Raw genomic sequence first — 20789 nt, 5'->3', positions numbered from 1 at the left:
GACCCCATGCAATGATCTTCCGCCCTCTTCGAACTGACGCATGAGCCTGGACGCGACCGACACCCTGCCCGCCGCCCTCGAGGGCCAGCCCATCGCGCGCGTGCTGCGCGATGGCGTGGAGTACGTCGTGCTGGGTACGGCGCACGTATCGCGCGCCAGCGTAGAGGCGGTAAACGAACTGCTCGCGCGCGAACACTTCGACGCAGTTGCTGTGGAGTTGTGTCCCAGCCGCGCGCAAGGCATGCGTGATCCCGATGCGCTGAAGAAGATGGATCTGTTCCAGGTGATCCGTCAGGGCAAGGCTGGCATGGTCGCGGCGAGCCTGGTGTTGTCCAGCTTTCAGAAGCGCCTGGCCGATCAGTTCGGCATCGAGCCCGGCGCAGAAATGAAGGCCGCAATGACGGGCGCCGAGCAGCGCGGCGTACCCGTTTGGCTGGTGGACCGCGACGTCGGCACCACGTTCAAGCGTGCTTGGCGCAGCGTGGGTTTCTGGCAACGCTTCGGGCTGATGGGTGGCCTGCTCGCCAGCGTCTTCGAACGCGAAAACGTCGAAGAGAAGGAAATCGAGAAGCTCAAGGAAGGCGACATGCTGGAAAGCGCCTTCAGCGAATTCGCCAGCCAGTCCGAGCCTCTGTATCGCAGCCTGATCGCCGAGCGCGATGCCTACATGGCGGCACGGCTACGCGAAGAAGCAGCCCTGGCCGGTTTCGGCGACGAACCACGGCGCGTGCTGGTGGTCATCGGTGCGGGACACCTCAAGGGACTTTGCGAACGGCTGCGCAGCGAGCAAGGCGATCCTGTCCTCGAAGCGCAAGCACTGGCCGCGCTACCGCCGACATCGCGGTGGCCGAAGTGGATCGCGCTAGGCCTGGTGCTGCTGGTGTTCATCGCGATCGCCATCGCGTTCCATCGCAACACGGCCTTGGGCGCACAGGCGCTGCGCGACTGGGTCATGTATACCGCTGGCTTCTCCGCGCTAGGAGCGATCATCGCCGGTGGACACCCGCTGAGCGTCCTGGCTGCGGCCGTGGCCGGCCCCATCAAGCCGTTTCGCCCTGGCGTGCCCTCGGGCGCGATCAGCGCGATGGCGGAAGCATGGGTGCGCAAGCCGCGCGTGGCCGACTTCGAAACGCTGCGCGACGATATCGGTCACTGGACCGGTTGGTGGAAGAACCGTGTCGCGCGCACCCTGCTCAACTTCCTGCTGGTATGCGTGGGCACCATCGCCGGTGAGTACACCGCCGGCATCCACATTTTCAAAAGCCTGTTCTAGATCAGCGCGATCAACGGAACGCGCATGCGCGCGTCCACCCCGCTTCAGTTCTGCCCGACCGCGATACGTACGTCACAAGCCAGGAACTCCGAACGCAGCAGGCACGCCTATGCCGCAGATCCGACGCAGGCGACGTATCGGCTATCGCTTCGGATGCAGCCCCTGATCGAGCACGTCGAGCAATTCGCTGTCTTTGTCGAGACTCTGCTCCCAGTACATCGCTCCGCCCAGGCCCTGCTTCCGGATGAAATCGGCCTTGATGCGCAACGACTGAGGGTCCTCGTAGCTCACGAAGGTGCGCGTCTGCGGATTCCACAGATACGGCACCTGTGCCTGCGCATCCCAATGTCGCTCGTAGCCGTTCTTGCCGATGTAGCCGGCCACCAGCTCGCGCCAGGACGGTGCGCCGGCAAATTTGGCGTATTTCTGCTGCAGGCCGTCATGCGCCGGATCGACACCGGAGAACGCACGCCCATAGAACGGTACGCCCAGGACCAGCTTGGCGGCCGGCACGCCCGCATCCAGATACTGCCGAACCGCCTTGGCGGCGGCGCGGTCGTCGCTCGGGTCGATCGCCGAGGGATACAGGCCGGCGTGATGCCCGGTGGTCGAGGTCAGGCTGTTGTGGAAGTCGTAGGACATGAGATTGAACCAGTCGAGCGAGCGCGCCACGCGGGCCAGTTCGATACCGGCAACGAATTCGCCGTCGGCCGAAGCGATGGTCAGCAGATAGTGGCGCCCGCCGTGCTGCTTGCTCAGGGCATCCAGCCGCGCGCGCGCCGCTTCGAGCAGCAGACTGAAGTTGCGACGGTCTTCCGGTCGGTGGCTGATATTGCCGCCGGGCAGCGTGGGGTATTCCCAGTCGACATCCAGGCCGTCGAGGTCGTGCTGTTCGATCAGCCGGGCTGCGTCGTCCGCGAAGCGCCGGCGCGCGGCGTCGGTCAGCGCCGCTTCGGAGAAGTGCCCCGCACTCCAGCCGCCGACCGAGAGCATTATCCGCAACTGCGGGTTGCGCTTGCGCAGCGCCACCAGTTGCGACAGCGCCTTCGCCGCATGGGGGCTGCGCAAGACGATGTCGCCCTGCTCGTCCAGCGTGCCGAACGCGTAGTTGAGGACATCCACCTTGGCCGGATCGATCGGCGGCAGCGGATCGGAGTCGGAGACATACCCGACGATGCGATAGGCGCGAGGCGCCTCCTTGGCGGCAAGCCCGCCGGACAGCCATGCCAGGGACAGCGCGACCAGCCAGCGGACGATCGCCCGGCGCGCGGCCGACGAGGTTGCACCCATGCTTCTCTCCTTACCCACGAGCCTTGGCGGCGCGGCCTTCCGGGAGCCGGTCGGCGTTATTGTCCCTGCTCGGACCCAGCCACTATACTTCCGAGACTTTAACGCCATGTACCCGCCGGAATCGTGGGAATGATGATGACTCGACTGCAACTGCTCGGCCTGTCCGTCGCTGCCGCACTACTCGTCACTGGCAACGTGCACGCCGAAGGCGACAAGGCCGCCGGCCGCAAACTGATCTACACCTGCAACGGCTGCCACGGCATCGTGGGTTACGAGAACGCCTATCCGCGCTATCCGGTACCCAAGATCGCCGGCCAGAATGCGCAGTACATCGTCAACGCCCTGCACGGCTACAAGAGCGGCGAACGCAGCCATCCGACCATGGATGCCCAGGCGCAGAGTCTGTCCGACAAGGACATCGAGGACATCGCCGCCTACCTGTCCAGCCTCGCCAAGTAAGTAGCCAAGGAACCGAGGATTCCGCATGAATCGTGCGCTCACCCTGCTTTCGTTCGGCGCCGCCCTGGCGTTCGCTTCCCTCCAGGCGCGGGCCGCCGGCAACGTCGAGGCCGGCAAGCAAAAGGCCGCTACCTGCTTCGCCTGCCACGGCGCTGACGGCAACGCGGTCGATCCGCAGTACCCCCGCCTCGCCGGCCAGTACAACGTATACCTCCAGCGCGCCTTGCACGAGTACAAGACCGGCGCGCGCAGCAACGCGATCATGAAGGGTTTCGTCGCCACCTTGTCCGAGCAGGACATCGAGGACGTCGCCACCTACTTCTCCTCGTTGCCGACCAAGCTGGACAGCCTCAACGGCCATATCCAGGGCGACAAGAACTGATCGCTTGCGCAAAATGAAGAAGGCCCGCCTAGGCGGGCCTTCTTTTTGCGGCCGATGCAGCGCTCAGCCGATGGCTGAGCGGCCTTCCTTCTTGCTGTAGTAAGGGTTGCTGCCGCCCGCGTGATCGGTGGCGTCACGCACTTCGGTGATCTCCGGCACGCGTTCGCGCAAGGTCTTTTCGACGCCGTGCTTGAGCGTGACATCCACCATGCCGCAACCATGGCAGCCACCGCCGAACTGCAGGACCACCACGCCATCCGCACTCACCTCGAGCAGGGAGATGCGCCCACCGTGCGCCGCGATGCGCGGATTCACTTCCGCTTCCAGCACGTAGCGCACCCGTTCGACCAGGCCGGCATCCATGCCGGGCATGTCGCCCTTGATCCGCGGTGCGCGGATGTTGAGCTGGCCACCAGTAGGATTGGACTCGTAGTCGATGCTGGCGCCATCCAGCCAGGGCGCGCTACTGCCCTCGACGTGGAACAGGAAACCCGCGCATTCGATGGTCCATTCGTTGCCGGTCAACTCATCCGGCTCACAGAACTCCAGTTCGCAATTGGCGGCCGGCGTACCCGGCGCGGTCACCCGCAGGCGGATGCTCAAACCATCGATGCCCTGCTGGGAAAGAAGGCGCAGAAAGTGCTGCTGCGCGCGTTCGGAAATCTCGATCATGCCTGCTCCGGAAGAACGGCCGGCGGCGGGGGTCGAACTCGACGCCGGAAACAGCACCATTTTAGTCCTGTTTTGTCCCCACTGCATGGTTTTGACTTTTTCGCGCGCAACTTTGACGCTTCGCGTTTTCGCATCCCTGGAGCCGCCCCATGAGCTACGCCGATCTCGCCAGCCAGCATTGCGTCCCGCGCAAGGGCAAGGAACACGCCCTGCAGCGCGCCCAGATCGATGACATGCTGGCCCGATTGCCGGGCTGGAAGCTGGCGATCGAGGGCCAGGCCATCGTGAAGGATTTCAAATTCTCCGATTTCCATCACACCCTGGGTTTTATCAATGCCGTCGGTTTCATGGCGAACCAGGAAGATCATCATCCGGATCTGGAAGCGGGCTACGGCCACTGTCAGGTGCTGTGGTCGACCCATGATGTCGGCGGCCTATCGCTCAACGACTTCATCTGCGCCGCGCGCGTCGAGGCCTTGCTGGCCCGCTGAACATGCGCCTGTTGCGCCGTTCTGTCGCAATCCTTGGAACGGTGCTGGTCGCCGTCGTGCTGCTGATGGCGTTGCATGGGCTATCGGCATGGATCGTCCGGACCCATCTGCAGCACGAGGCCGAGGCACGGTTGTCCGCGCTGCAGGCGGGTCAGCCGCTGTGGCAGTGGAAAACGCGCGAACCGCGCGACCTGGTAGCCGGCCGGCCCTTCGGTGCGGCCACGGCAAAAGGCGAGCGCGGCGGCCTGCGGGTGACGAGCCGCGACGGTTCGCCGTTCGAAGTGGGGCTGCCGGTCATGCGGCCGCTCGATCTTGCGCATTGGCCGCTGCTGAGGCTGGACATCGATGGCTTGCCTGGCGATCGCTTCGATCTGGTAGTCCAGTCAGATGAGCACTCGCCAGCCTGCCTGGCGAGTGGCACAGGCGCGCGAGATAGCATCCAGGGGCAATTACTCGTCGATCTGCGCGGGCTGGCCTGGCACACCGAGGACGGTCGGGCCTGCCCACCGCCACGCGTAGTCGCTTACATGTTGCGATTGCGCATAGCGATGACGGCTGGATCGTCAGCCCTCCTCAAGGAGGCCGCGTTCTTGCCCTTGGCGACGCGGGTACCCAATCAACCTGAGATCGCGTTGCCGGGCGACACCGTTGAAGCGGAACGCGACTTGGCCGTACTCGCCCGCCAGATCGATCCTCCGGCAGCGCCGCTGTTCCTGCTCGCCCCTTCCGCAACGCCCGAGGAATGGCTTGGCTTGCGGGACCGCATCCTCCACGCATGGCCGGGGGCCGTGATCGCGGTGGGGACCGCGTCGATACCTGCCGTAGCGCAGGTGCCAGCGCCGACCTGGCTTGTGTGGGCCATCTGCGCCTTTTATGTAGCGGCGCTGATCTGGCTCGGCATCCGCGGTACCGACCGTTCCTCACCCGGAGAGCTGCCGCTGATCATGGCCGGGCCACTGTGGCTGATCGCCGGTTTGCAGTGGGGATGGCGCCCGTCCATGCCCGGCCTGCTCGCGTTCATGGCTGCCCTGCTTTACGCGACGTGGACCGAATGGCGGCGGCGACCCAATGACTGGCGCTGGCTCGGGCATTCGTGGCGCGACTGGGTCTGGCCGCTGGCTCTGCTGCCCGTCGCATGGGGTTGGGGGGCTTGGTCGGGGCACGGCTTCACGGCTCCCGATCCACGCCATGCGGCGACCTATCTGGCCTGGGCGGCGCTGCAGCAATGGCTGATGCTGACGGTGGCACTGCGGGGCTTCGAACGCTGGCGGCTACCGCCGGCCGCTCGAGTCCTTGCGACCGCTGCCCTGTTCGCGCTGCTGCATACCCCCAACCATCTCCTCATGCAGCTCTGCTTGCTGGCGGAACTGTGGTGGGGCTGGTGTTTCCTGCGTTCGCGGGCGCTGCTGCCTATCGCCCTGGCTCATGCCAGCGCGGCTCTCCTGGTGGAGAGCGCTTGGGTGGGCGGAACGCTACGCTCGCTGGAAGTCAGCGCGCGTTTTTTCCTCTAGGCCGGTACGACTCCGGATATTTTCCTTTGACGGCAAGGACATCCAGGAAATTGCTGAGATCGTCGGGCAACGGCGCAGAGAAGCCATAGGCGCGCCCGTCCAGCTCGAAGCCCATATGCGATGCGTGCAGGAACAGGCGCTGCAGCCCAAGCTCGCGGAAGCGCTTATTGGCCTCCTTGTCGCCGTACTTGGCGTCTCCGGCCAAGGGATGGCCAATATGCGCGGCATGCACACGGATCTGGTGGGTACGGCCCGTGCCCAGGGTGGCCTGCATCAGGCGGGCGCCAGGGTACTGTTCCATCTCGCGGAAAAAAGTGAGTGATGGCTTGCCGTTATCGGACACTCTTACCATACGCTCTCCGCCCTGGAGCACGGACTTTTGCAGGGGCGCGTTGACATCGAACTTCGCCTTGGGCGGGTGCCCCACCATCAGGCAGAGGTATTGCTTGGTGACTCCGCCGGAGCGGATCAGCTCCTGCAGGCCCGTCAGGCCGGCCCGGGTCCTGGCGAACACGAGCACACCGCTGGTGTCACGATCCAGGCGGTGAACCAGTTCCAGATGCTCGTTGGGCCGCGCGGCGCGCAGCAGCTCGATCGCACCGTGACTGACCCCGCTGCCGCCGTGGCTGGCGATGCCGGTCGGCTTGTCGATCACCAGGAAGTGCTTGTCCTCGAAGATGATGGCATCGGTGATTGCCTGCACCAGCTCGGTGGACGGCGCTCGATCGGCATTCGCCCGCTCGGCGGTCCGTACGGGTGGAATGCGCAGGGTATCGCCAGCAGTGAGACGAGTCTCAGGCTTGGCGCGCTTGCCGTTCACCCGCACCTGCCCAGTGCGCAGGAGGCGATAAATCATGCTCTTCGGCACTCCCTTCAGAAGGGTGGCCAAGGCGTTGTCGATCCGCTGGCCGTCCCTTTCCGGGCCGATCACGACTTGACGCACACCTTGAGGTGCGTCGTGGGAAGTTGCCGTCTGCATTGAAAAAAACCTGACTAGATAGGATACTCGACCGGCGCTACGTCCTAGCCCGCCGAAGTCCGACTCGGGCCGGGACGCCCGCCCGTAACGCCGGCGAGGATAGCGCCGGTCGCCCTCCCGGCAGCCGGTCGCTGCTCCCTTTCATCGTAACGGTTCGGGTCGCCGTTTGTCCGGTTAACTAAGAAGAATCGGCGCGGCTGGCGTGCTGCCACGAATACCCCGGAGCCGGTAACGGCGCCGTCTTTATTGCCGCTGACCGTTGCGGCGCGATCCCCGGCAGGCCGCCCTGAAGGCGCCACCGCGGCACGCGACGCGCGGCAAGCCAAGGAAACAACACAATGAAACGTATGTTGATCAACGCAACTCAGCGTGAAGAGTTGCGTGTGGCCATCGTCGATGGCCAGACCCTGTACGATCTCGACATCGAAATCCCCTCCCGCGAACAGAAAAAGGCCAACATCTACAAGGGCCGCATCACTCGCGTCGAACCCTCTCTCGAAGCCTGTTTCGTCGATTACGGTGCCGAACGCCACGGCTTCCTGCCGTTGAAAGAAATCGCCCGGGAATATTTCACTCCCGGCCTCGACCCCAACAAAGCCAACATCCGCGATCTGATCAAGGAAGGCCACGAAGTGGTCGTCCAGGTCGAAAAGGAAGAGCGCGGCAACAAGGGTGCGGCCCTCACCACGTACATCAGCCTGGCCGGCCGCTACATGGTGCTGATGCCGAACAACCCGAAAGCCGGCGGCGTCTCGCGCCGGATCGAGGGTGAGGACCGGCAGGCCCTGAAGGAAGCCCTCGAGCACCTGACGGTGCCGGACGATGTGGGCCTGATCGTGCGCACCGCCGGCATGGGCCGCGACGCCGAAGAGCTGCAATGGGACCTCGATTACCTGCTCCAGCTGTGGAAGGCCATCTCGGCTGCTGCCAGCGCCCAGAAGGCGCCGTTCCTGATCTACCAGGAATCGAAGCTGTTCATCCGCGCCCTGCGCGACTACCTGCGCAACGACATCGGCGAGATCCTCATCGACGAGGAAGCGCTGTACAACGATGCCCGCGAGTTCGTGCAGCAGGTCATGCCCAATGCCCTGCGCAAGCTCAAGCTGTACCGCGACGACACTCCGCTGTTCTCGCGCTACCAGATCGAAACCCAGATCGAGAGCGCATTCGACCGCCAGGTCCGCCTGCCCTCCGGCGGCTCGATTGTGATCGACCAGACCGAGGCGCTCACCGCCATCGATATCAACTCCTCGAAGGCCACCAAGGGCAGCGACATCGAGGAAACCGCGTTCAACACCAACTGCGAGGCGGCGGTTGAAATCGCCCGCCAGCTGCGCATCCGCGATGCCGGCGGCCTGATCGTGATCGATTTCATCGACATGGACAGCCCCAAGCACCAGCGCGAGGTGGAAGAGCGCCTGAAGGACGCCCTGAAGCTGGACCGCGCCCGCGTGCAGATCGGCCGCATTTCCCGCTTCGGTCTGCTGGAAATGTCCCGTCAGCGCTTGCGTCCGAGCCTGGGCGAGGCCACCCAGATCGTATGCCCGCGTTGCGAAGGCCACGGCCACATACGCAGCGTGGAGTCCCTGGCGCTATCCACCCTGCGCTTGATCGAAGAGCACGCGATGAAGGACAACACCGGCCAGGTGCTGGTGCAAGCTCCGCCGACCGTGGCCAACTTCATGCTCAACGAGAAGCGCGCCGGCGTGGTTGAGGTCGAGCTGCGCAACAAGGTCCATGTGGTGATCGTGGCCGACGACAAGCTCGAGACGCCACATATCCAGATCCAGCGCATCCGCGAGTCAGAAATGGGCGAGCACAGCAAGCCCAGCTACGAGCGCCTCACCGCGGTCGAAGCTTCGCCGATCCCGAAGATGGGCCAGGCCTTGGGCAGTGGCGAACAGCCCGCCGTGAGCGGCATCGTGCCCGCTTCGCCCGCTCCCGTGCGCGAAGAAACCGTGCCGGCGCCTCAGCAGGTCCAGCCGACCACTCGCCAGCCCTCCGCGCCGACGCCCAACGGGGGCCTGATCGCGCGATTCCTCGGCTGGTTCCGCGCCGCGCCGGCCCCGGCTCCCGCGCCGGAAACCAAGCGCGAATCCACCCAGCCGTCCGGCGCCCGCAGCAACCGCCGCGATGAGCGCGGCCGTGGGCAGCAGGGACGCCAGCAGCCGCAACAGCAGCGCCGCGAGCCGGCGCAGGCCAAGCAGCCACAGGCTAACCAGGCCCAGCAGCAAGGCAAGGGCAGCCGTCAGCGCGGCAACGAACAACCGCGCCAGCAGCAGAATCAGCCGCCGACGGCCAACAAGCAGGACCGGCAGGAGCCGCGCCAGCAGCAGCCCAAGGCCGAGCAGGCCGAGCGCAAGCAGCAACAGCCGCGCCAGGAGCAGTCCAGGCAGCCGGCCACTCAGCAGCAGGCGCAGGAACCGCGTCAGCCGCGTGCGCAGGCAGCACAACAGCAACAGCCTGCGCTGCAGCAGTCGCAGCCTGCCGCCCAGCCGCAACGCCCCGTCGCCGCCCCTGCTGATGAAGCCGCTCAGGAAGCTGCCACCGCCAAACCTGTCACCGATGCGGTCGCTCCCGATGCGATCGAGGCGGCCGGTGCAGAAACCGATGGTAGCCAGCCGCGCCGCCGCCGTGGACGCCGTGGTGGACGCCGCCGCCGTCGCCACGAGGACGCCGCCCAGGCTGGTGCACCCGAGGCCCAGCTGGAAGGTGAGCTCGACCTGGACGACGAGGATCGCGACGAGTCCGCGACTGAGGCAGCTGGCGGCGAATCCCGTCCGCCAGCCGCCGCGCCGGCAGCCATCGCGGGTATCGCTGCAGCCACCCTCGTCACTGCCGAAGCGACGGAAACCACGGTCGCTACGCCGCCCTATACCGATCACGAACTGCCGGTGGTGGAAACGCCCGCCCCTGCTCCTGCTTCCTTCAATCTGCCGGCGCTGCCGCCGATTCCGCTCAAGCAAGAGGCGCCGGCCGGTGAGGTTGCCGACGAGGCGCCCATCGCACCGGTGGTGGCCCACGTCCCCACGGAAACGCGAGCCCCCACGGCTGACAGCGTGAGCCCGGCGCAGACATCGGTCACTGAGGGCGAAGGTCATCCGGCGGCTCCGGCCACGGTGGCTATCGAATCCGCTTCGCTGTTCGCCGTCGAGCCGATGGAAATCGTTCATCCGACGCCAGTCGTGGAGCATGCATCACCGGCCGAGGCCGACGAAGTCGTCACGAAGGTCGAGGAAGTTGTCGCCGCCGCGACAGACGAAGGCACTTCGTCTCGCACCGAGGCCGTCGTGCCTGTCGCGCAACTTCCCACTCAGGGTGATTTGCTGGGCCACACGGTTCCTCACAGCGAACCCTCGGTTGCGCAGGAGTCACAGGAGTCCGCCCCCCACCACGGTGAAAGCAGCAGCACCGAGGAAGACCAGGCCGGCCAACCTCAGGAAAAGAAGGACAGCCACGTTTCCAACGGCTGACCCCTGATTGCATCGCCTATAAAAAAAGCCGGACCTTGCGTCCGGCTTTTCTTTTCCGTTGAGCTGCGACCGAGAATGGCCGCTCCACGGCAGGATAATCAGCCGCCGATCTGGTTGTTGTGGGTATCGAGCAGGCCGTGGATGGTCATCAGATGCGCCAGGCTCACGATGTGGTCGACCTGGAGCTTCTCCATCAGACGTTGCTTGTATGTCGACACAGTTTTGGGACTGAGGCTGAGTTGCTCGCCGATCGTCGTCAGTGCCTTGCCGCGCACGAGCATCATGGCCACTTCCAGTTCGCGGCTGGACAACGAATCGAAAGGCGAGGCCTCTCCATCCAGCGTCGCAAGCGCGAGTTGCTGGGCTACCGCAGGGGCAAGATAGCGCCGACCGCCCGCGACCTGCCGTACCGCGCAAAGCAGCTCTTCTGCGGTGCAGCCCTTGGTGAGGTACCCCGTTGCGCCAGCCTCCAGCAGACGCTTGGGAAAACGCGCGTCCTCGACCACCGTGATAATGATGATCTGGGTGGCCATCTTGGCGCGCACGACGCGCTCCGTGAGCTCGATGCCGCTCATGCCCGGCATGTGCACGTCGACCAGCGCAATCTGCGGTTCATGGGCACGCAGGAGCTTCAACCCCTCTTCCGCGTTTCCAGCCTCACCGCAGATATGCATGTCCGGCTGCTGCTGCAGGATCATCTTGAACCCGGTGCGGACGAGCTCGTGATCATCGATCAGGACCAGCTTGATCACTTCGCCGCCCTCCGTGGGTCAAGTTCCTCAAAGTAGGCGGCCTGCATGGGCGATGCAAGCACTCCCCTGTCTATGGCTTCGACCAACATAAATACGTCTTCTAGCCTCCCTGTGCCAGACGAGCGACTGCTCGCAGCCCCTGCTGGCGGGTAAGTATCTTCGAACCTTTTGGCGCGTCTGTCAGTCTTGACCTACGTGATGTCGTCATAAGCTGGCGAGCGTTATGTCTTCGTGACGACGTAAGCGCTTTCTCGATCTGCCAGATTTAGTTGGCAATCCCTTGGAAATTCTAGGTTGGCGAGGGTGGCATTCGCCTACAGCCGTTATCCACGGTGCCGCCCTGCTTTAGGAGTCATCCCAGGCCCGGCTGACCTGCGGACGCCTGCATTCGCGAGCCGAAGTAGGGCTTTCCGGCGGTCGAAACCCCTATCGGGTTGCACGTCTGACCCTCCGATGCACCCACCCGGATGACCGCGCCAGCCCAGCGGCCCAGCCGGAATCCCGCACAAGCGTATCGATATGGGCACGGATCCTTGCGTGGATGGCAGCCTCCTCTTCGGCCACCTCCAGTTCCAGCGGCAGTACGTCCGAGCGGACGTCAATGATTTCGCCGCGCCACGTAATGGCGAAGACACAAATGGTTTTGTGGCCATCGGAAACGAAGGAAGTGTCGTAGCGGTAGCCTTGGTATATCCCCGCTATTTCTTTCATGGCGAACCTCCGCCTCCGCATTCTCCACGGAGGATCCAACCCGGCAACGACGGCCGTGAAAGGATCCGAACAAAGTGGCCCGAGGCGTTCAACATCGTGAGTGGCCGGCAGCCAGGCTTTTGACGCTACTGCAATGCGGCGGCGCCAGGCCTGCATGCTAGGATGCGATCCCTTCAATGCCCGGCGCCTCCAGTCGAGACGCCGCACGCCGCCCGGATGGCGAAACTGGTAGACGCAAGGGACTTAAAATCCCTCAGCCGAAAGGCTATGCGGGTTCGATCCCCGCTCCGGGCACCAGTCTAATCATTGACTTACACGCTTCCGGAATTGGCCACACGTGGCGCGTGTAAAATTGCGTGTAAAAATCAGCTCGAATTTGCGCCGCCGGAAGCGGACTCTCGTTCGATTAAGGCCGCCATCGACGCGGCCTTTTTCATGCCTGGAATCGAATGGTCAAGGCCGCCGTAAAATGAGCGTACCGGGAGATCGTCTTCCGGTGTCGGCTCAATGCCGGCTAGTTAAGAGGACACTGCAATGAAGAAGTCCAAGCTGAAGTAGGCGGCGATCGTAGTAAAGCTGATTGCCGCCATGCTGACCGTGGTGGATAAAGCCATCTAGCTGCTGAAACTCTTAGGAATGATCTGAGCAGAGCAACACCACTGACGATTTCCAGCCACAAGGAAGTGGCGTCAGTGGACTAGGCCGCCAGCCGATGCTCGTAGTACGGCCGCGGCCTGTCGTCGAGGATGGCGTAGAGCGCCTGGAGGTCGCGCGGATCCGGGTTAAGCCAGGCATCCAGGTGCTCGTCCTTGATGGGGATGATGCAGCGGTCGTGGCCTGCGGCCAGGACTTCCGGCGGCGGCTCGTCGGTGATCGCCGCGAAGGACCATAGCTCCCCGCCCGGCCCCTTCGTGTGCGACCACAGGCAAGCCACCAGCATCTCCTGTGGAGGGTTCGGGGTGAACTCCAGGACGGCGTTCTTCCCGTCGCGATCCACGTTCTCGTAGAACTTGGTCACGATCATGATGCCGTGGTGGTAGCCGAAGAGCTTGCCCCAGGATTCCTCGAGCTTGTCGCGGCGCGCGTTGTACGTCCCGGGGTACTTGCGCTCGATCACCTCAGTCCAGCCCGGCAGCCGGCACTGGTAGCGCATGGGGATAACGCGGCGCTGGCCGGTCTTGGCGTCGGCGATCAGCACCGGGGCATAGCTGCCCGGGTAGATGCGGGAATCCTTCGGATCGGGCTCCGTGCGCCGCAGGTCTTCCAGGTTGCGCTGGGCCGCCTTCACCTTGTTGCCGGCGATGCGCTGATCCTCCTGCGCCTTCTTGGTCGGCTTCGGGCCGGCCAGTACCGCCTCGGCCTTGGCCAGGCGCTCCTGTTGGGCGGCCAGCTCGGCCACCAGCTTTGCCTCCAGCTCCCGGTCTCCCTCGGCGACGATCTTGGCCAGCTCGAACCCTTCCTCGCCGGCGGGCTTCCGGAAGGAATCGCGCATGGCCTTGGGCAGCTTCGTCCAGCCCCCGTCCTCGCGCTTCTCCCAGAAGAGTCGGACGAACTCGTGGATGTCGATGACGGCGCCGAACTCCCGGACGAACTTGCCGTAGTCGGCTTTGATCTGGGCTGAGTAGCACATGGGGCGTGCGCAGGCAGGAGCGGAGCCATCAGGCTACACCCGGCATCAGCCCCGCGGAATCGTCTGCCAGTGGGATGTCGCCCATCGCTTAGCGGCCGCCATGGGCTTGGCCCGGTCGAAGCCGTAGCGGTGGATGCTGTATGGCGTGTAGATGCTGACGCCCTTGGGGCAGAACCACAGGCTCCATCCGCCATCGAGGCGTTTCACGACCTTCACAAACTGGACGGTGCGAACGGGGCGGATCAGCCGACCAATGATGGTGCCGGTATCTTGCAGCCCGCACCCGACCGCTTCCCACTCGATTTCGACTTCAGGCGCCATCGGCCCAGGCTACGCCGGCACCGTCTCAGAGCCCGAGAGGGGCGCCCCGGTCATCGGCTGCCGATTCAATCCGAAGCAGTGCCAGACACAGGATCACGGGTCGACCGCGGATGCTCTCGGAAAATCGCCAGTGGCGTAACACCATACGCAATATTGGGGCGGCCCATTACGACGCGCAACTGCTGCACGATGGCGGACAAGTTACCAAGAATACTGATGCCCGCACCCGTAGGCAGCTCTTCGGGCTCGTCTGGAAGCGCATCGAGGATGCCGATCACGTGCCATTCGCCTTGAACCATAGGACCGTGCTTTAGACCGATCATTGCCGGATCGAACGCTGGATCATCGTTCCCTATGATGCCCCACGCAAAATCGTCGCCCGACGAAACCAATATTTGCACGTAATCGGGCAATTCCTTGAGGATGCCTCCAGCCGCACGCAATGTGTCTTGGCTGTGGCCCACTGACGCAACGTGGCCACCCTTCTTCCTCGCAGCCTTCTCCTCGGATGCAAGTAGCTGCATTACCGGAGCCCATATGCGCTTTACAGTGCTGATGTCCTGCAGAAGAATCGAGCCACTGAATAGGACAATCTGCCCTAGCGAAGCTCTCAATCCGCGATGCATCAGCCCTGACTCTTCCAATACCGTCAAAGCGTTGATTGCGACGAGGCCGCTTGAATCAAACTGCTGCTCAAGAGCTTCTGTCGCTTGGTCAACAATCGAACCTTCGCCTGACGCAACAAGCGTGCTGACCTTCATCCCGCCGGTGCTAGTTCCGGAGCGCGATGAAACCCGCTTGATCGATGTAGATACACCGTCGTCGCTCAGCTGCGAAAGCAGAGAAGTAAGCCTTCCCCGGTTTACATAGAGAAAGTCAAAGACGGAAACGTCCTTTTCCTTGCCGTGCTCCACGCTCGATGGTCTCCTGGACTCGCTTGACCTGTTCGTTGAAGGCCCGCTCTTCCTTGATCAGCGACTGCGCGAAATTACCAAACACGCGCCGTTCTTTCTCCCCCATAAGGGGCTTCGTCGCCTCAAATAGTTTTTGGAGCTTGGCATTCATCAACGATGAACCCGATTCTGTTCCCACGGAGATCATCTCCTATCTGCGAGCAAAATCGTATCATATTGATTGCTAAGACGTTGTTTGAGAGATCCCATGGGAGAAGGCGCCCCGGTCATCGGCTGACGCACCCTTCCATGGGCGCCGCCTGGACTCGCGGGGCAGGCTCAGTGTGCCGCCGGGACTGGGCCAATGCTGTAGGCGAATGCCGACGCAGCGCGCGGGTTCACGCCGCAACGTCTTGAGCGCTGGCGCTGTCGGATGATTCCGCCGCCGGATGCGGCTCGGGATCGGCCGGCGGCTCAAAGGTAACGGCCACTCGAAGCGTCAGCAAATAGACGATGTCCTTGGCCGCGCCCGTCGCTCGATCGGTCGTCACCACGTCGATCACGCCATCACCGGTCGTCAGCGACACGCGCACGGTCGGCTCGTCGTTCTCGTCGCGATAGACGGTGCAGCGCCAGCCATCGGGCAACGCAATGCCGGGCCCGGAAATCTGGTAGTGCCCGACATCAATGCGCGTGCTGGCGATAGCCACCTGCTCGAAGGTGTAGGCGCTCACGCCTGGCGAGTGCTCGCCGTCCATGACGATCGAACCATCGGGCCTAACATTAAACGCTGCGGTTACGATGCCCATGGTCATACCTTCTTGATGAAGTTGTTGGCGTCGACGGTGGTGTTGCCCGCATGCCAGACCGCGTTGCCGTTGTACTTGAATGCCGTGGGGGTTACCTGGAGTGCCAGCACAGTTGGTGCGTTGTAGTAGTCGGCAGACTTCAAGGTCACCTGAAGGTCAGTGGCGTAGCCATTGGCACCAGTTGGCACAAGCGCCACGTACCCAAGCTCGGTAGTACTGCCCGACCAGGTCAGGGCCATCTTGTAGCCGTAATCAACCTGGGAGTTCGCATTGTGCAGTAACACGCCTCGGCGCACCGCGTTCCCCGAACCCTGAAAAGTCAGGCCTCCCGTTATCGTCTTGCTGCCATCCAAGGCGACAGCCGCGTTCGCCACGCTCTGGGCAGACGTGGCGATAGGATAGAGTTCATTGAAGTTGCTCTCCGCCTTGGTAAACGCGATGCGTACCGTGTCGCCATCGCTTCCGGCCGGCGGTGTCCCGAGGTTAATGTGCTGCTGTGCCATGTTCTCACCGTGGAAAGTCGAGCCTCACAGCCCGTTGAGGTTGACCACGCAAATCGTCGACGTGGTCTGCATGCCCAAGTACGTGGAGGGGAAATTCATGTACGGAATCGACTGCGCGACGATGCCGTTCAAGGAGGATCGGTAGCACGGAATTTGTGCCTGGGCGAACCCGCCAGCTACCTGGACAAAGGTGACGCCGATGCTTCCGTAGCAGAAGCCATACTTCGCATTTGGAAGGCCAGATACACCCTGATTTGCGAAGGCGAAGGCGACAACGTTCAGGTACTTCCTGCCCGAGTCGAAGATCAATGCGCCGCTCGCATCGAACGTCTGAAAGCCGAAGTTTGCGGACTGCTGCTGTGGCACACGATCGAACACGTAAGCTTCAGCAGCACTGGCATTTCCATCGCTGATGAACCATGCCGTCAGCGAACCGTTGGCGTTCTTGTCGATGTTGCGGATGGCGACAAGACCGTTTGTGGAGTAGATCGCGACCACCGGCGCAACACCGCTGTAGGTGATGCTCGCCAAGTTCTGGTTGTTGAAAGCCAGGCTGTACTTGGCGATGAACGCGTAGTTGAAAAAGCTGTGGTCGACAGAAACGTTGCCAGTGTCCGCGCGTACTTCGAAGCCGGCTGTCATGGGTAGTACCCGTACGCGATGACCGCCCTATCAAGGGAGCTATTGCCGGTCGGAGACCGATATGTCCATTTGAGAAGCGTGCCGGAGATGTCCACCTGAAGTGGATAGCGCCACTGCCCGTTCTCGGTCTGCTGAGCGAAAGGAACGGTTGCCGAGCAGATCAGGAAGAAGGGATGCCCAAGGCTGAATTCCGGAACGTTCAACTGCCCTTGCTGCCCCTGATTGTCCAGCCATCCGACGACGCGACCCGGGATGGTGGCGGTGTCGAAGTTCGTGGCGCCGTTGCCGTCGAAGCATTGGAACCCGAATGGCATTACCACATCCCCCATCGCACGCGCAGGACGCCATTGCTGTCGTACACGCGCCCGCCATTGCCATCGATCTCCACGCGATTACCACCAGAGCTTGCGCGCAAGGTCATCCCACCACCCTTGTCGAGCGACCAGAGAGGATTTCCGGTGGCATCGTTGACTGCGGAAGAAATCACGCCGGCAATCTTCGCGTTCGTGATCGCGGCGTCGGCAATGTGCGCGTTCTGAATCCAGCCCACGCCGATCAACGCCTGCGAGATGTAGACCTGCCCACCCTGGATCACGAAGGGAACGGACGTGACGCCATTAACGACGTTGATGACCGCAAACCGGTCGGCTTGAAAAAGCGCCTGCGACTGGTAGCTGCCATCCGCCTGTTGCTCAACACCAAGGCCCATGCCGGCGCCATAGATGCGACCATCAGCCGTGACCTGGCAGCGAATCGTCCACGTTGCACTCACTTTTCCGCTGAGATTTACCAGCGACTGCGAGGTCTGTTGAACGGTCGCCGTGGTGCTATCTACCGTTGCCTGCACGGTGTCGACGCGCTTGGCGATCGCCATGTCGCCCTGCTGCTGCGCGGTGAGCTGCGACCACACACCCGAATAGTGGGCGTTGTCGCCGGCGAATATGGTGGCCTCGCCCGCCATGTCTGGCGTCATATCGTTGATGGGGGCAAGAAGATCCTGAGCCAGCTGCGTCTTTGTGATCTGCCCCGTCAAATACCCGAGAATTGCACCTGCATCGGAGCTCGTAAGGCCAGCAACAGGACCGAACCACGGGCCAGGATCGCCGTCGCTCTTGCTGACCAGCCGCGCCCAGAAGTAGAGCTGATCACCGGCCGGAAGCCCCTGGATCGCATAGGCATTGCTGGGATAGCTGGCAATGGTCAGCGGCTGCGAGGCGGCGAAGTTGTTCGTGGCTGCATAGCGGATCTCCGTGGCGCCGGCGTCTAGGACACCGAAGCCACTGGGAAACGACCAGAGCAAGCGGATGCCGAAGATCTGGGCAGTTGTCGTGAATGACTGCAGCGCGCCGAGTGGCCACGGCTTTCCATCCACAGTGACCGGGTTCTGATTCCAGCCGCCGGGAATGCCACTCGCGCCGACGGCGCGCGCACGCACGATCCACGTGCCAGGCTGAATGACGGCATCGATGGAGTTGGTCACGCTGACGCCCACCGGTACCCACGTCACCCCGCCGTCGTAGCTGACCTCGAACTCGTAGGCGACGGCGCCGGCGACCGGGTCCACGTACAGATGCACGGTCTGCGAGCCGCTGTTCTGCCCTACCCCGATGCTGCCGACGTCGGGCGCGCCGCTCGCAGGCGTGAGCAACGAAGGTGAGCCAGGCGGCGGCACCGACCCATCGGTCTCCGCGAGGTGCACCGAAGGCGCGTAATTAACCCCATACAGCTCGACTTTGTCGTCGCCCTGCGGGGTCGCGCGCAGCAAGATGATGGACTGCGCCTGCTGGCTGCCCGGGCCGAACGCGTAGAACGTCGGCTCGGCCTCGCTGCCGTCCGAGATGTAGAGGGCTGCCTTTTGCTCGTCCGTCAGCCCAGTGAGCACCATGTGGTTGAGATCCGCGCCCTGGACCACCCGGTACGGCCCCTGGGACGACCCATCAAGCGCGCGCAGCGCAACATAGTGGTTCTGCCCCGCATACCACGCCAGCGGCTCGCTGGTGGTCAGGATGCCCGTGGGCGCGTCGTAGCCCAGGATGCGGCCAGTCAGGCCCCAGGCCGGCGTGTCGTGGCTCACGTCGATGCGATCGCCGTACCGGGGGATGTATCCCTCCATCTCCACCTGCAGCGTGACGAACTTGCGCTGATCGCGGTTCGCCGCCGCCATGTACATCCCTTCGCGGAACGCCTGGTCCCGCGTGGTCACTCCGACGAGCTGCACGTTCTTGGGCTGCTGCTTGGCACTCCCCGTCAGCGCGCAAGGCACCGTCTCCGGCTGCCAGGTCTTGTCGTTGGTGTATTCGACGACGACATAGTCGGGCGTGTCGTAGGTCGGGTAGCTGTAGTCAATCTTTAGGCTTCCCTGCACCATGTTGTCCGGCGTGACCATGATGGTCGGCACGGACCGAGGCGCGTCCCGGATCACCTCCACGACGCCGGCGAAGTACATCGGCATCGCTCGACCGACGCGCGCAATCTGCGTCACCGCATCCCAAAGGGTGACCTTGGTGTCGAAGACGCCGTCATAGGTGTCTCCGCGCTGCGCCCAGGTCTGAGCGTGCGCCAGCAGGCCGGTGAGGTTGATGCGCTTGTCTGGCCAGCCTCGCCCATAGGTCGTGTTGCGGAACGCGTCAGCGATCGCCCAGGCGGGGTTGCGCGTCGCCTGCTCGGTCCACTGGTTCCCATCCCACACCGGCAGGATGCGCGTGCCGATGACGTTGACCTTACGGGCCGTCTGGCCGTTCACCTGGGCGCCCGCCTTCATCACCATCGCCAGCAGGGTGCAATCGCCGTAGCTCGCCTTGCTGGGCAGGAAGGCCTTGAGGCCCTGCCATACCATCTGGTCGACAATCTGGCCGTCCAGGTCCGCCGGCTGATTGAGGCCCATCCGCACCTGGTAGCGGCCAGGTTCGACGTTGAAGTTGTAGGACAGATAGACCGGCTTCTCGGTCTGGTCCCATTTGTCCTGGTCGATCAGGTTGAACCAGTCGCCCAGCGTGTTACCGCTGTCGTCGATACGCTGCGCCTGTAAAACCCAATGGCTGTTCGCCGTACGCTTCTTGCCCTTGTCGTTGTAGCGATACAGGCCGCCCGGCCAGGCCACATCCACCGCGATCTTGTTGGTCTGCGTCTGGGGCGGATTGGTCACGAACGGGCCCGACCACCCGCCGCCGTCGCTCGGCTTCTTCAGCTGGATGCCGCCCACGGCCTCGGAGCTGACGACGTTGTCCGGGAACAGGGTCACCTGGCCGCCAGGCTGGATGACCTCGTAATGCACGTCCGAGAACTTTGTGACGTCAGTTTCGTCGATGCGGATCTGTTCGATCTGCAGCTTGCCCTGCGAGATCACGAACAGCTGATAGAGATACTGCTCGTTGCTCTGATAGTCCGTGTACGGCTGCGCGGCGAAATCGGGGTACAGCCGGAACCGACCATAGAGCACGGGGATCGCCTCGAGCAGGCGCGCCGAATTGCCTTGCGCGGCAATGCTGTAGTTGGGACTCGTGCTGCCTCGATTCTGGCCGCTTGGCGGCTTGGGCGGCGGCATGATGGCGTTGAGCAACATGTTGCCCACCATGGTTACCGCGGCGGCGGTCACGCCATAGACGATCGACCCCAGTGTCGTTGCCGTGGCGGCCGCAACCGTGCCCAGGCTCGTGGCAAGCATCGCCGCGGCGCCGGCAGTGACGATCGACAGGGCGACGATGGCCAGGACGGCGAGGATGCGCGAACCACCACCGCCACCCGCAGGGGGCGCAGTGATGACCACCAGCACTTCGCCATCGCGAAGGCATCGACGCCAGTCGGCGGCGAGCAGGAAGTCCTTGCCATTGGTAGTGACCACGAAGGGCTTGGTGCGGCGCATGCGGCGACCGCGACCCACAATTAGCCCCTGCTTGCGCAGCTGCGTGTCGATTCGCGACCGGCCTTTTACGCGATGAACCTTGCGCCCCACCTGCGGGCGCGCCCAGTCCGTAATTTCAACGATGGTCGAATTCATG

19 protein-coding genes and 1 tRNA gene are annotated in these 20789 nt (G+C 63.5%); 7 read left to right on the top strand and 13 right to left on the bottom strand.

Features of this window, described 5'->3' with window-relative positions:
- The first annotated feature begins 40 nt into the window (after positions 1 to 40).
- The gene (locus tag ACNR9O_RS07095; RefSeq protein WP_473681952.1) at positions 41 to 1273 is read left to right on the top strand and encodes a TraB/GumN family protein; all 1233 of its coding nucleotides are present in this window, start codon (positions 41 to 43) and stop codon (positions 1271 to 1273) included.
- A 141-nt stretch (positions 1274 to 1414) separates the two neighbouring features.
- Here the strand turns inward: ACNR9O_RS07095 and ACNR9O_RS07090 are convergent, their stop codons facing one another.
- Complete coding sequence (locus ACNR9O_RS07090) at positions 1415 to 2563, bottom strand: glycoside hydrolase family 18 protein (RefSeq protein ID WP_473681953.1); 1149 nt, start codon at positions 2561 to 2563, stop codon at positions 1415 to 1417.
- Between the two features lie 135 nt (positions 2564 to 2698).
- On the opposite strand from ACNR9O_RS07090, the gene ACNR9O_RS07085 reads away from it, so the two are divergent.
- Together ACNR9O_RS07085 and ACNR9O_RS07080 are read left to right on the top strand one after the other, a co-directional pair.
- Positions 2699 to 3022: a c-type cytochrome gene (locus ACNR9O_RS07085; RefSeq protein ID WP_473700717.1), complete on the top strand. Its 324-nt coding sequence runs from the start codon at positions 2699 to 2701 to the stop codon at positions 3020 to 3022.
- Between the two features lie 25 nt (positions 3023 to 3047).
- On the top strand, positions 3048 to 3404 hold the full coding sequence (locus ACNR9O_RS07080) for a c-type cytochrome (protein WP_473681955.1): 357 nt from the start codon (positions 3048 to 3050) through the stop codon (positions 3402 to 3404).
- A gap of 63 nt (positions 3405 to 3467) precedes the next feature.
- Here ACNR9O_RS07080 and ACNR9O_RS07075 read toward each other — a convergent pair whose 3' ends face one another.
- On the bottom strand, positions 3468 to 4076 hold the full coding sequence (locus ACNR9O_RS07075; protein WP_473681956.1) for an NfuA family Fe-S biogenesis protein: 609 nt from the start codon (positions 4074 to 4076) through the stop codon (positions 3468 to 3470).
- A gap of 149 nt (positions 4077 to 4225) precedes the next feature.
- Here ACNR9O_RS07075 and ACNR9O_RS07070 point away from each other — a divergent pair, with 149 nt between their 5' ends.
- Both ACNR9O_RS07070 and ACNR9O_RS07065 read left to right on the top strand, forming a co-directional pair.
- The gene (locus tag ACNR9O_RS07070) at positions 4226 to 4567 is read left to right on the top strand and encodes a 4a-hydroxytetrahydrobiopterin dehydratase (protein ID WP_473681957.1); all 342 of its coding nucleotides are present in this window, start codon (positions 4226 to 4228) and stop codon (positions 4565 to 4567) included.
- Positions 4568 to 4569: 2 nt separating this feature from the next.
- Complete coding sequence (locus tag ACNR9O_RS07065; protein ID WP_473681958.1) at positions 4570 to 6078, top strand: hypothetical protein; 1509 nt, start codon at positions 4570 to 4572, stop codon at positions 6076 to 6078.
- Here ACNR9O_RS07065 and ACNR9O_RS07060 read toward each other — a convergent pair.
- Positions 6056 to 7057, bottom strand: a complete 1002-nt coding sequence (locus ACNR9O_RS07060) for an RluA family pseudouridine synthase (protein WP_473681959.1) — start codon at positions 7055 to 7057, stop codon at positions 6056 to 6058. The genes ACNR9O_RS07065 and ACNR9O_RS07060 overlap by 23 nt on opposite strands.
- A gap of 338 nt (positions 7058 to 7395) precedes the next feature.
- On the opposite strand from ACNR9O_RS07060, the gene ACNR9O_RS07055 reads away from it, so the two are divergent.
- Positions 7396 to 10530, top strand: coding sequence for an Rne/Rng family ribonuclease (locus ACNR9O_RS07055; RefSeq protein ID WP_473681960.1), 3135 nt, complete (start codon positions 7396 to 7398; stop codon positions 10528 to 10530).
- Between the two features lie 98 nt (positions 10531 to 10628).
- On the opposite strand, the gene ACNR9O_RS07050 is transcribed toward ACNR9O_RS07055, so the two are convergent.
- Complete coding sequence (locus tag ACNR9O_RS07050) at positions 10629 to 11282, bottom strand: response regulator (RefSeq protein ID WP_473681961.1); 654 nt, start codon at positions 11280 to 11282, stop codon at positions 10629 to 10631.
- 921 nt (positions 11283 to 12203) lie between these two features.
- Between ACNR9O_RS07050 and ACNR9O_RS07045 the strand changes: the two genes are divergently transcribed.
- Positions 12204 to 12290, top strand: a tRNA-Leu gene (locus tag ACNR9O_RS07045).
- Positions 12291 to 12690: 400 nt separating this feature from the next.
- Here the strand turns inward: ACNR9O_RS07045 and ACNR9O_RS07040 are convergent.
- From ACNR9O_RS07040 to ACNR9O_RS07000, 9 genes are all read right to left on the bottom strand, one after another.
- Positions 12691 to 13623, bottom strand: coding sequence for an SOS response-associated peptidase family protein (locus ACNR9O_RS07040; RefSeq protein ID WP_473681962.1), 933 nt, complete (start codon positions 13621 to 13623; stop codon positions 12691 to 12693).
- 45 nt (positions 13624 to 13668) lie between these two features.
- Positions 13669 to 13944, bottom strand: coding sequence for a hypothetical protein (locus tag ACNR9O_RS07035; protein ID WP_473681963.1), 276 nt, complete (start codon positions 13942 to 13944; stop codon positions 13669 to 13671).
- Between the two features lie 65 nt (positions 13945 to 14009).
- The gene (locus ACNR9O_RS07030) at positions 14010 to 14858 is read right to left on the bottom strand and encodes a hypothetical protein (protein ID WP_473681964.1); all 849 of its coding nucleotides are present in this window, start codon (positions 14856 to 14858) and stop codon (positions 14010 to 14012) included.
- On the bottom strand, positions 14821 to 15009 hold the full coding sequence (locus tag ACNR9O_RS07025) for a hypothetical protein (RefSeq protein ID WP_473681965.1): 189 nt from the start codon (positions 15007 to 15009) through the stop codon (positions 14821 to 14823). Before ACNR9O_RS07025 ends, ACNR9O_RS07030 begins: the two co-directional genes overlap by 38 nt.
- Before the next feature lie 226 nt (positions 15010 to 15235).
- The gene (locus ACNR9O_RS07020; RefSeq protein WP_473681966.1) at positions 15236 to 15646 is read right to left on the bottom strand and encodes a hypothetical protein; all 411 of its coding nucleotides are present in this window, start codon (positions 15644 to 15646) and stop codon (positions 15236 to 15238) included.
- Positions 15647 to 15648: 2 nt separating this feature from the next.
- Positions 15649 to 16149: a hypothetical protein gene (locus tag ACNR9O_RS07015; RefSeq protein WP_473681967.1), complete on the bottom strand. Its 501-nt coding sequence runs from the start codon at positions 16147 to 16149 to the stop codon at positions 15649 to 15651.
- Positions 16150 to 16173: 24 nt separating this feature from the next.
- On the bottom strand, positions 16174 to 16791 hold the full coding sequence (locus ACNR9O_RS07010; RefSeq protein ID WP_473681968.1) for a hypothetical protein: 618 nt from the start codon (positions 16789 to 16791) through the stop codon (positions 16174 to 16176).
- Complete coding sequence (locus ACNR9O_RS07005; RefSeq protein ID WP_473681969.1) at positions 16788 to 17105, bottom strand: hypothetical protein; 318 nt, start codon at positions 17103 to 17105, stop codon at positions 16788 to 16790. The genes ACNR9O_RS07010 and ACNR9O_RS07005 overlap by 4 nt, the downstream gene beginning before the upstream one ends.
- The gene (locus tag ACNR9O_RS07000; protein ID WP_473681970.1) at positions 17105 to 20788 is read right to left on the bottom strand and encodes a host specificity factor TipJ family phage tail protein; all 3684 of its coding nucleotides are present in this window, start codon (positions 20786 to 20788) and stop codon (positions 17105 to 17107) included. Before ACNR9O_RS07000 ends, ACNR9O_RS07005 begins: the two co-directional genes overlap by 1 nt.
- Between the last annotated feature and the right edge of the window lies 1 nt (position 20789).

It is taken from the genome of Dyella sp. CR10, from assembly GCF_055814425.1.
This window is presented reverse-complemented; position numbering and strand designations above follow the sequence as displayed.

What these genes read in the sequence shown, in the direction of transcription:
- ACNR9O_RS07065 (WP_473681958.1), top strand. Translation starts at nt 4,570, where the DNA reads ATGCGCCTGTTGCGCCGTTCTGTCGCAATCCTTGGAACGGTGCTGGTC.
- ACNR9O_RS07010 (WP_473681968.1), bottom strand. Translation starts at nt 16,791, where the DNA reads ATGACAGCCGGCTTCGAAGTACGCGCGGACACTGGCAACGTTTCTGTC.
- ACNR9O_RS07040 (WP_473681962.1), bottom strand. Translation starts at nt 13,623, where the DNA reads ATGTGCTACTCAGCCCAGATCAAAGCCGACTACGGCAAGTTCGTCCGG.
- ACNR9O_RS07075 (WP_473681956.1), bottom strand. Translation starts at nt 4,076, where the DNA reads ATGATCGAGATTTCCGAACGCGCGCAGCAGCACTTTCTGCGCCTTCTT.
- ACNR9O_RS07060 (WP_473681959.1), bottom strand. Translation starts at nt 7,057, where the DNA reads ATGCAGACGGCAACTTCCCACGACGCACCTCAAGGTGTGCGTCAAGTC.
- ACNR9O_RS07005 (WP_473681969.1), bottom strand. Translation starts at nt 17,105, where the DNA reads ATGCCATTCGGGTTCCAATGCTTCGACGGCAACGGCGCCACGAACTTC.
- ACNR9O_RS07035 (WP_473681963.1), bottom strand. Translation starts at nt 13,944, where the DNA reads ATGGCGCCTGAAGTCGAAATCGAGTGGGAAGCGGTCGGGTGCGGGCTG.
- ACNR9O_RS07090 (WP_473681953.1), bottom strand. Translation starts at nt 2,563, where the DNA reads ATGGGTGCAACCTCGTCGGCCGCGCGCCGGGCGATCGTCCGCTGGCTG.
- ACNR9O_RS07095 (WP_473681952.1), top strand. Translation starts at nt 41, where the DNA reads ATGAGCCTGGACGCGACCGACACCCTGCCCGCCGCCCTCGAGGGCCAG.
- ACNR9O_RS07020 (WP_473681966.1), bottom strand. Translation starts at nt 15,646, where the DNA reads ATGGGCATCGTAACCGCAGCGTTTAATGTTAGGCCCGATGGTTCGATC.
- ACNR9O_RS07025 (WP_473681965.1), bottom strand. Translation starts at nt 15,009, where the DNA reads ATGAATGCCAAGCTCCAAAAACTATTTGAGGCGACGAAGCCCCTTATG.
- ACNR9O_RS07000 (WP_473681970.1), bottom strand. Translation starts at nt 20,788, where the DNA reads ATGAATTCGACCATCGTTGAAATTACGGACTGGGCGCGCCCGCAGGTG.
- ACNR9O_RS07070 (WP_473681957.1), top strand. Translation starts at nt 4,226, where the DNA reads ATGAGCTACGCCGATCTCGCCAGCCAGCATTGCGTCCCGCGCAAGGGC.
- ACNR9O_RS07015 (WP_473681967.1), bottom strand. Translation starts at nt 16,149, where the DNA reads ATGGCACAGCAGCACATTAACCTCGGGACACCGCCGGCCGGAAGCGAT.
- ACNR9O_RS07080 (WP_473681955.1), top strand. Translation starts at nt 3,048, where the DNA reads ATGAATCGTGCGCTCACCCTGCTTTCGTTCGGCGCCGCCCTGGCGTTC.
- ACNR9O_RS07085 (WP_473700717.1), top strand. Translation starts at nt 2,699, where the DNA reads ATGACTCGACTGCAACTGCTCGGCCTGTCCGTCGCTGCCGCACTACTC.
- ACNR9O_RS07055 (WP_473681960.1), top strand. Translation starts at nt 7,396, where the DNA reads ATGAAACGTATGTTGATCAACGCAACTCAGCGTGAAGAGTTGCGTGTG.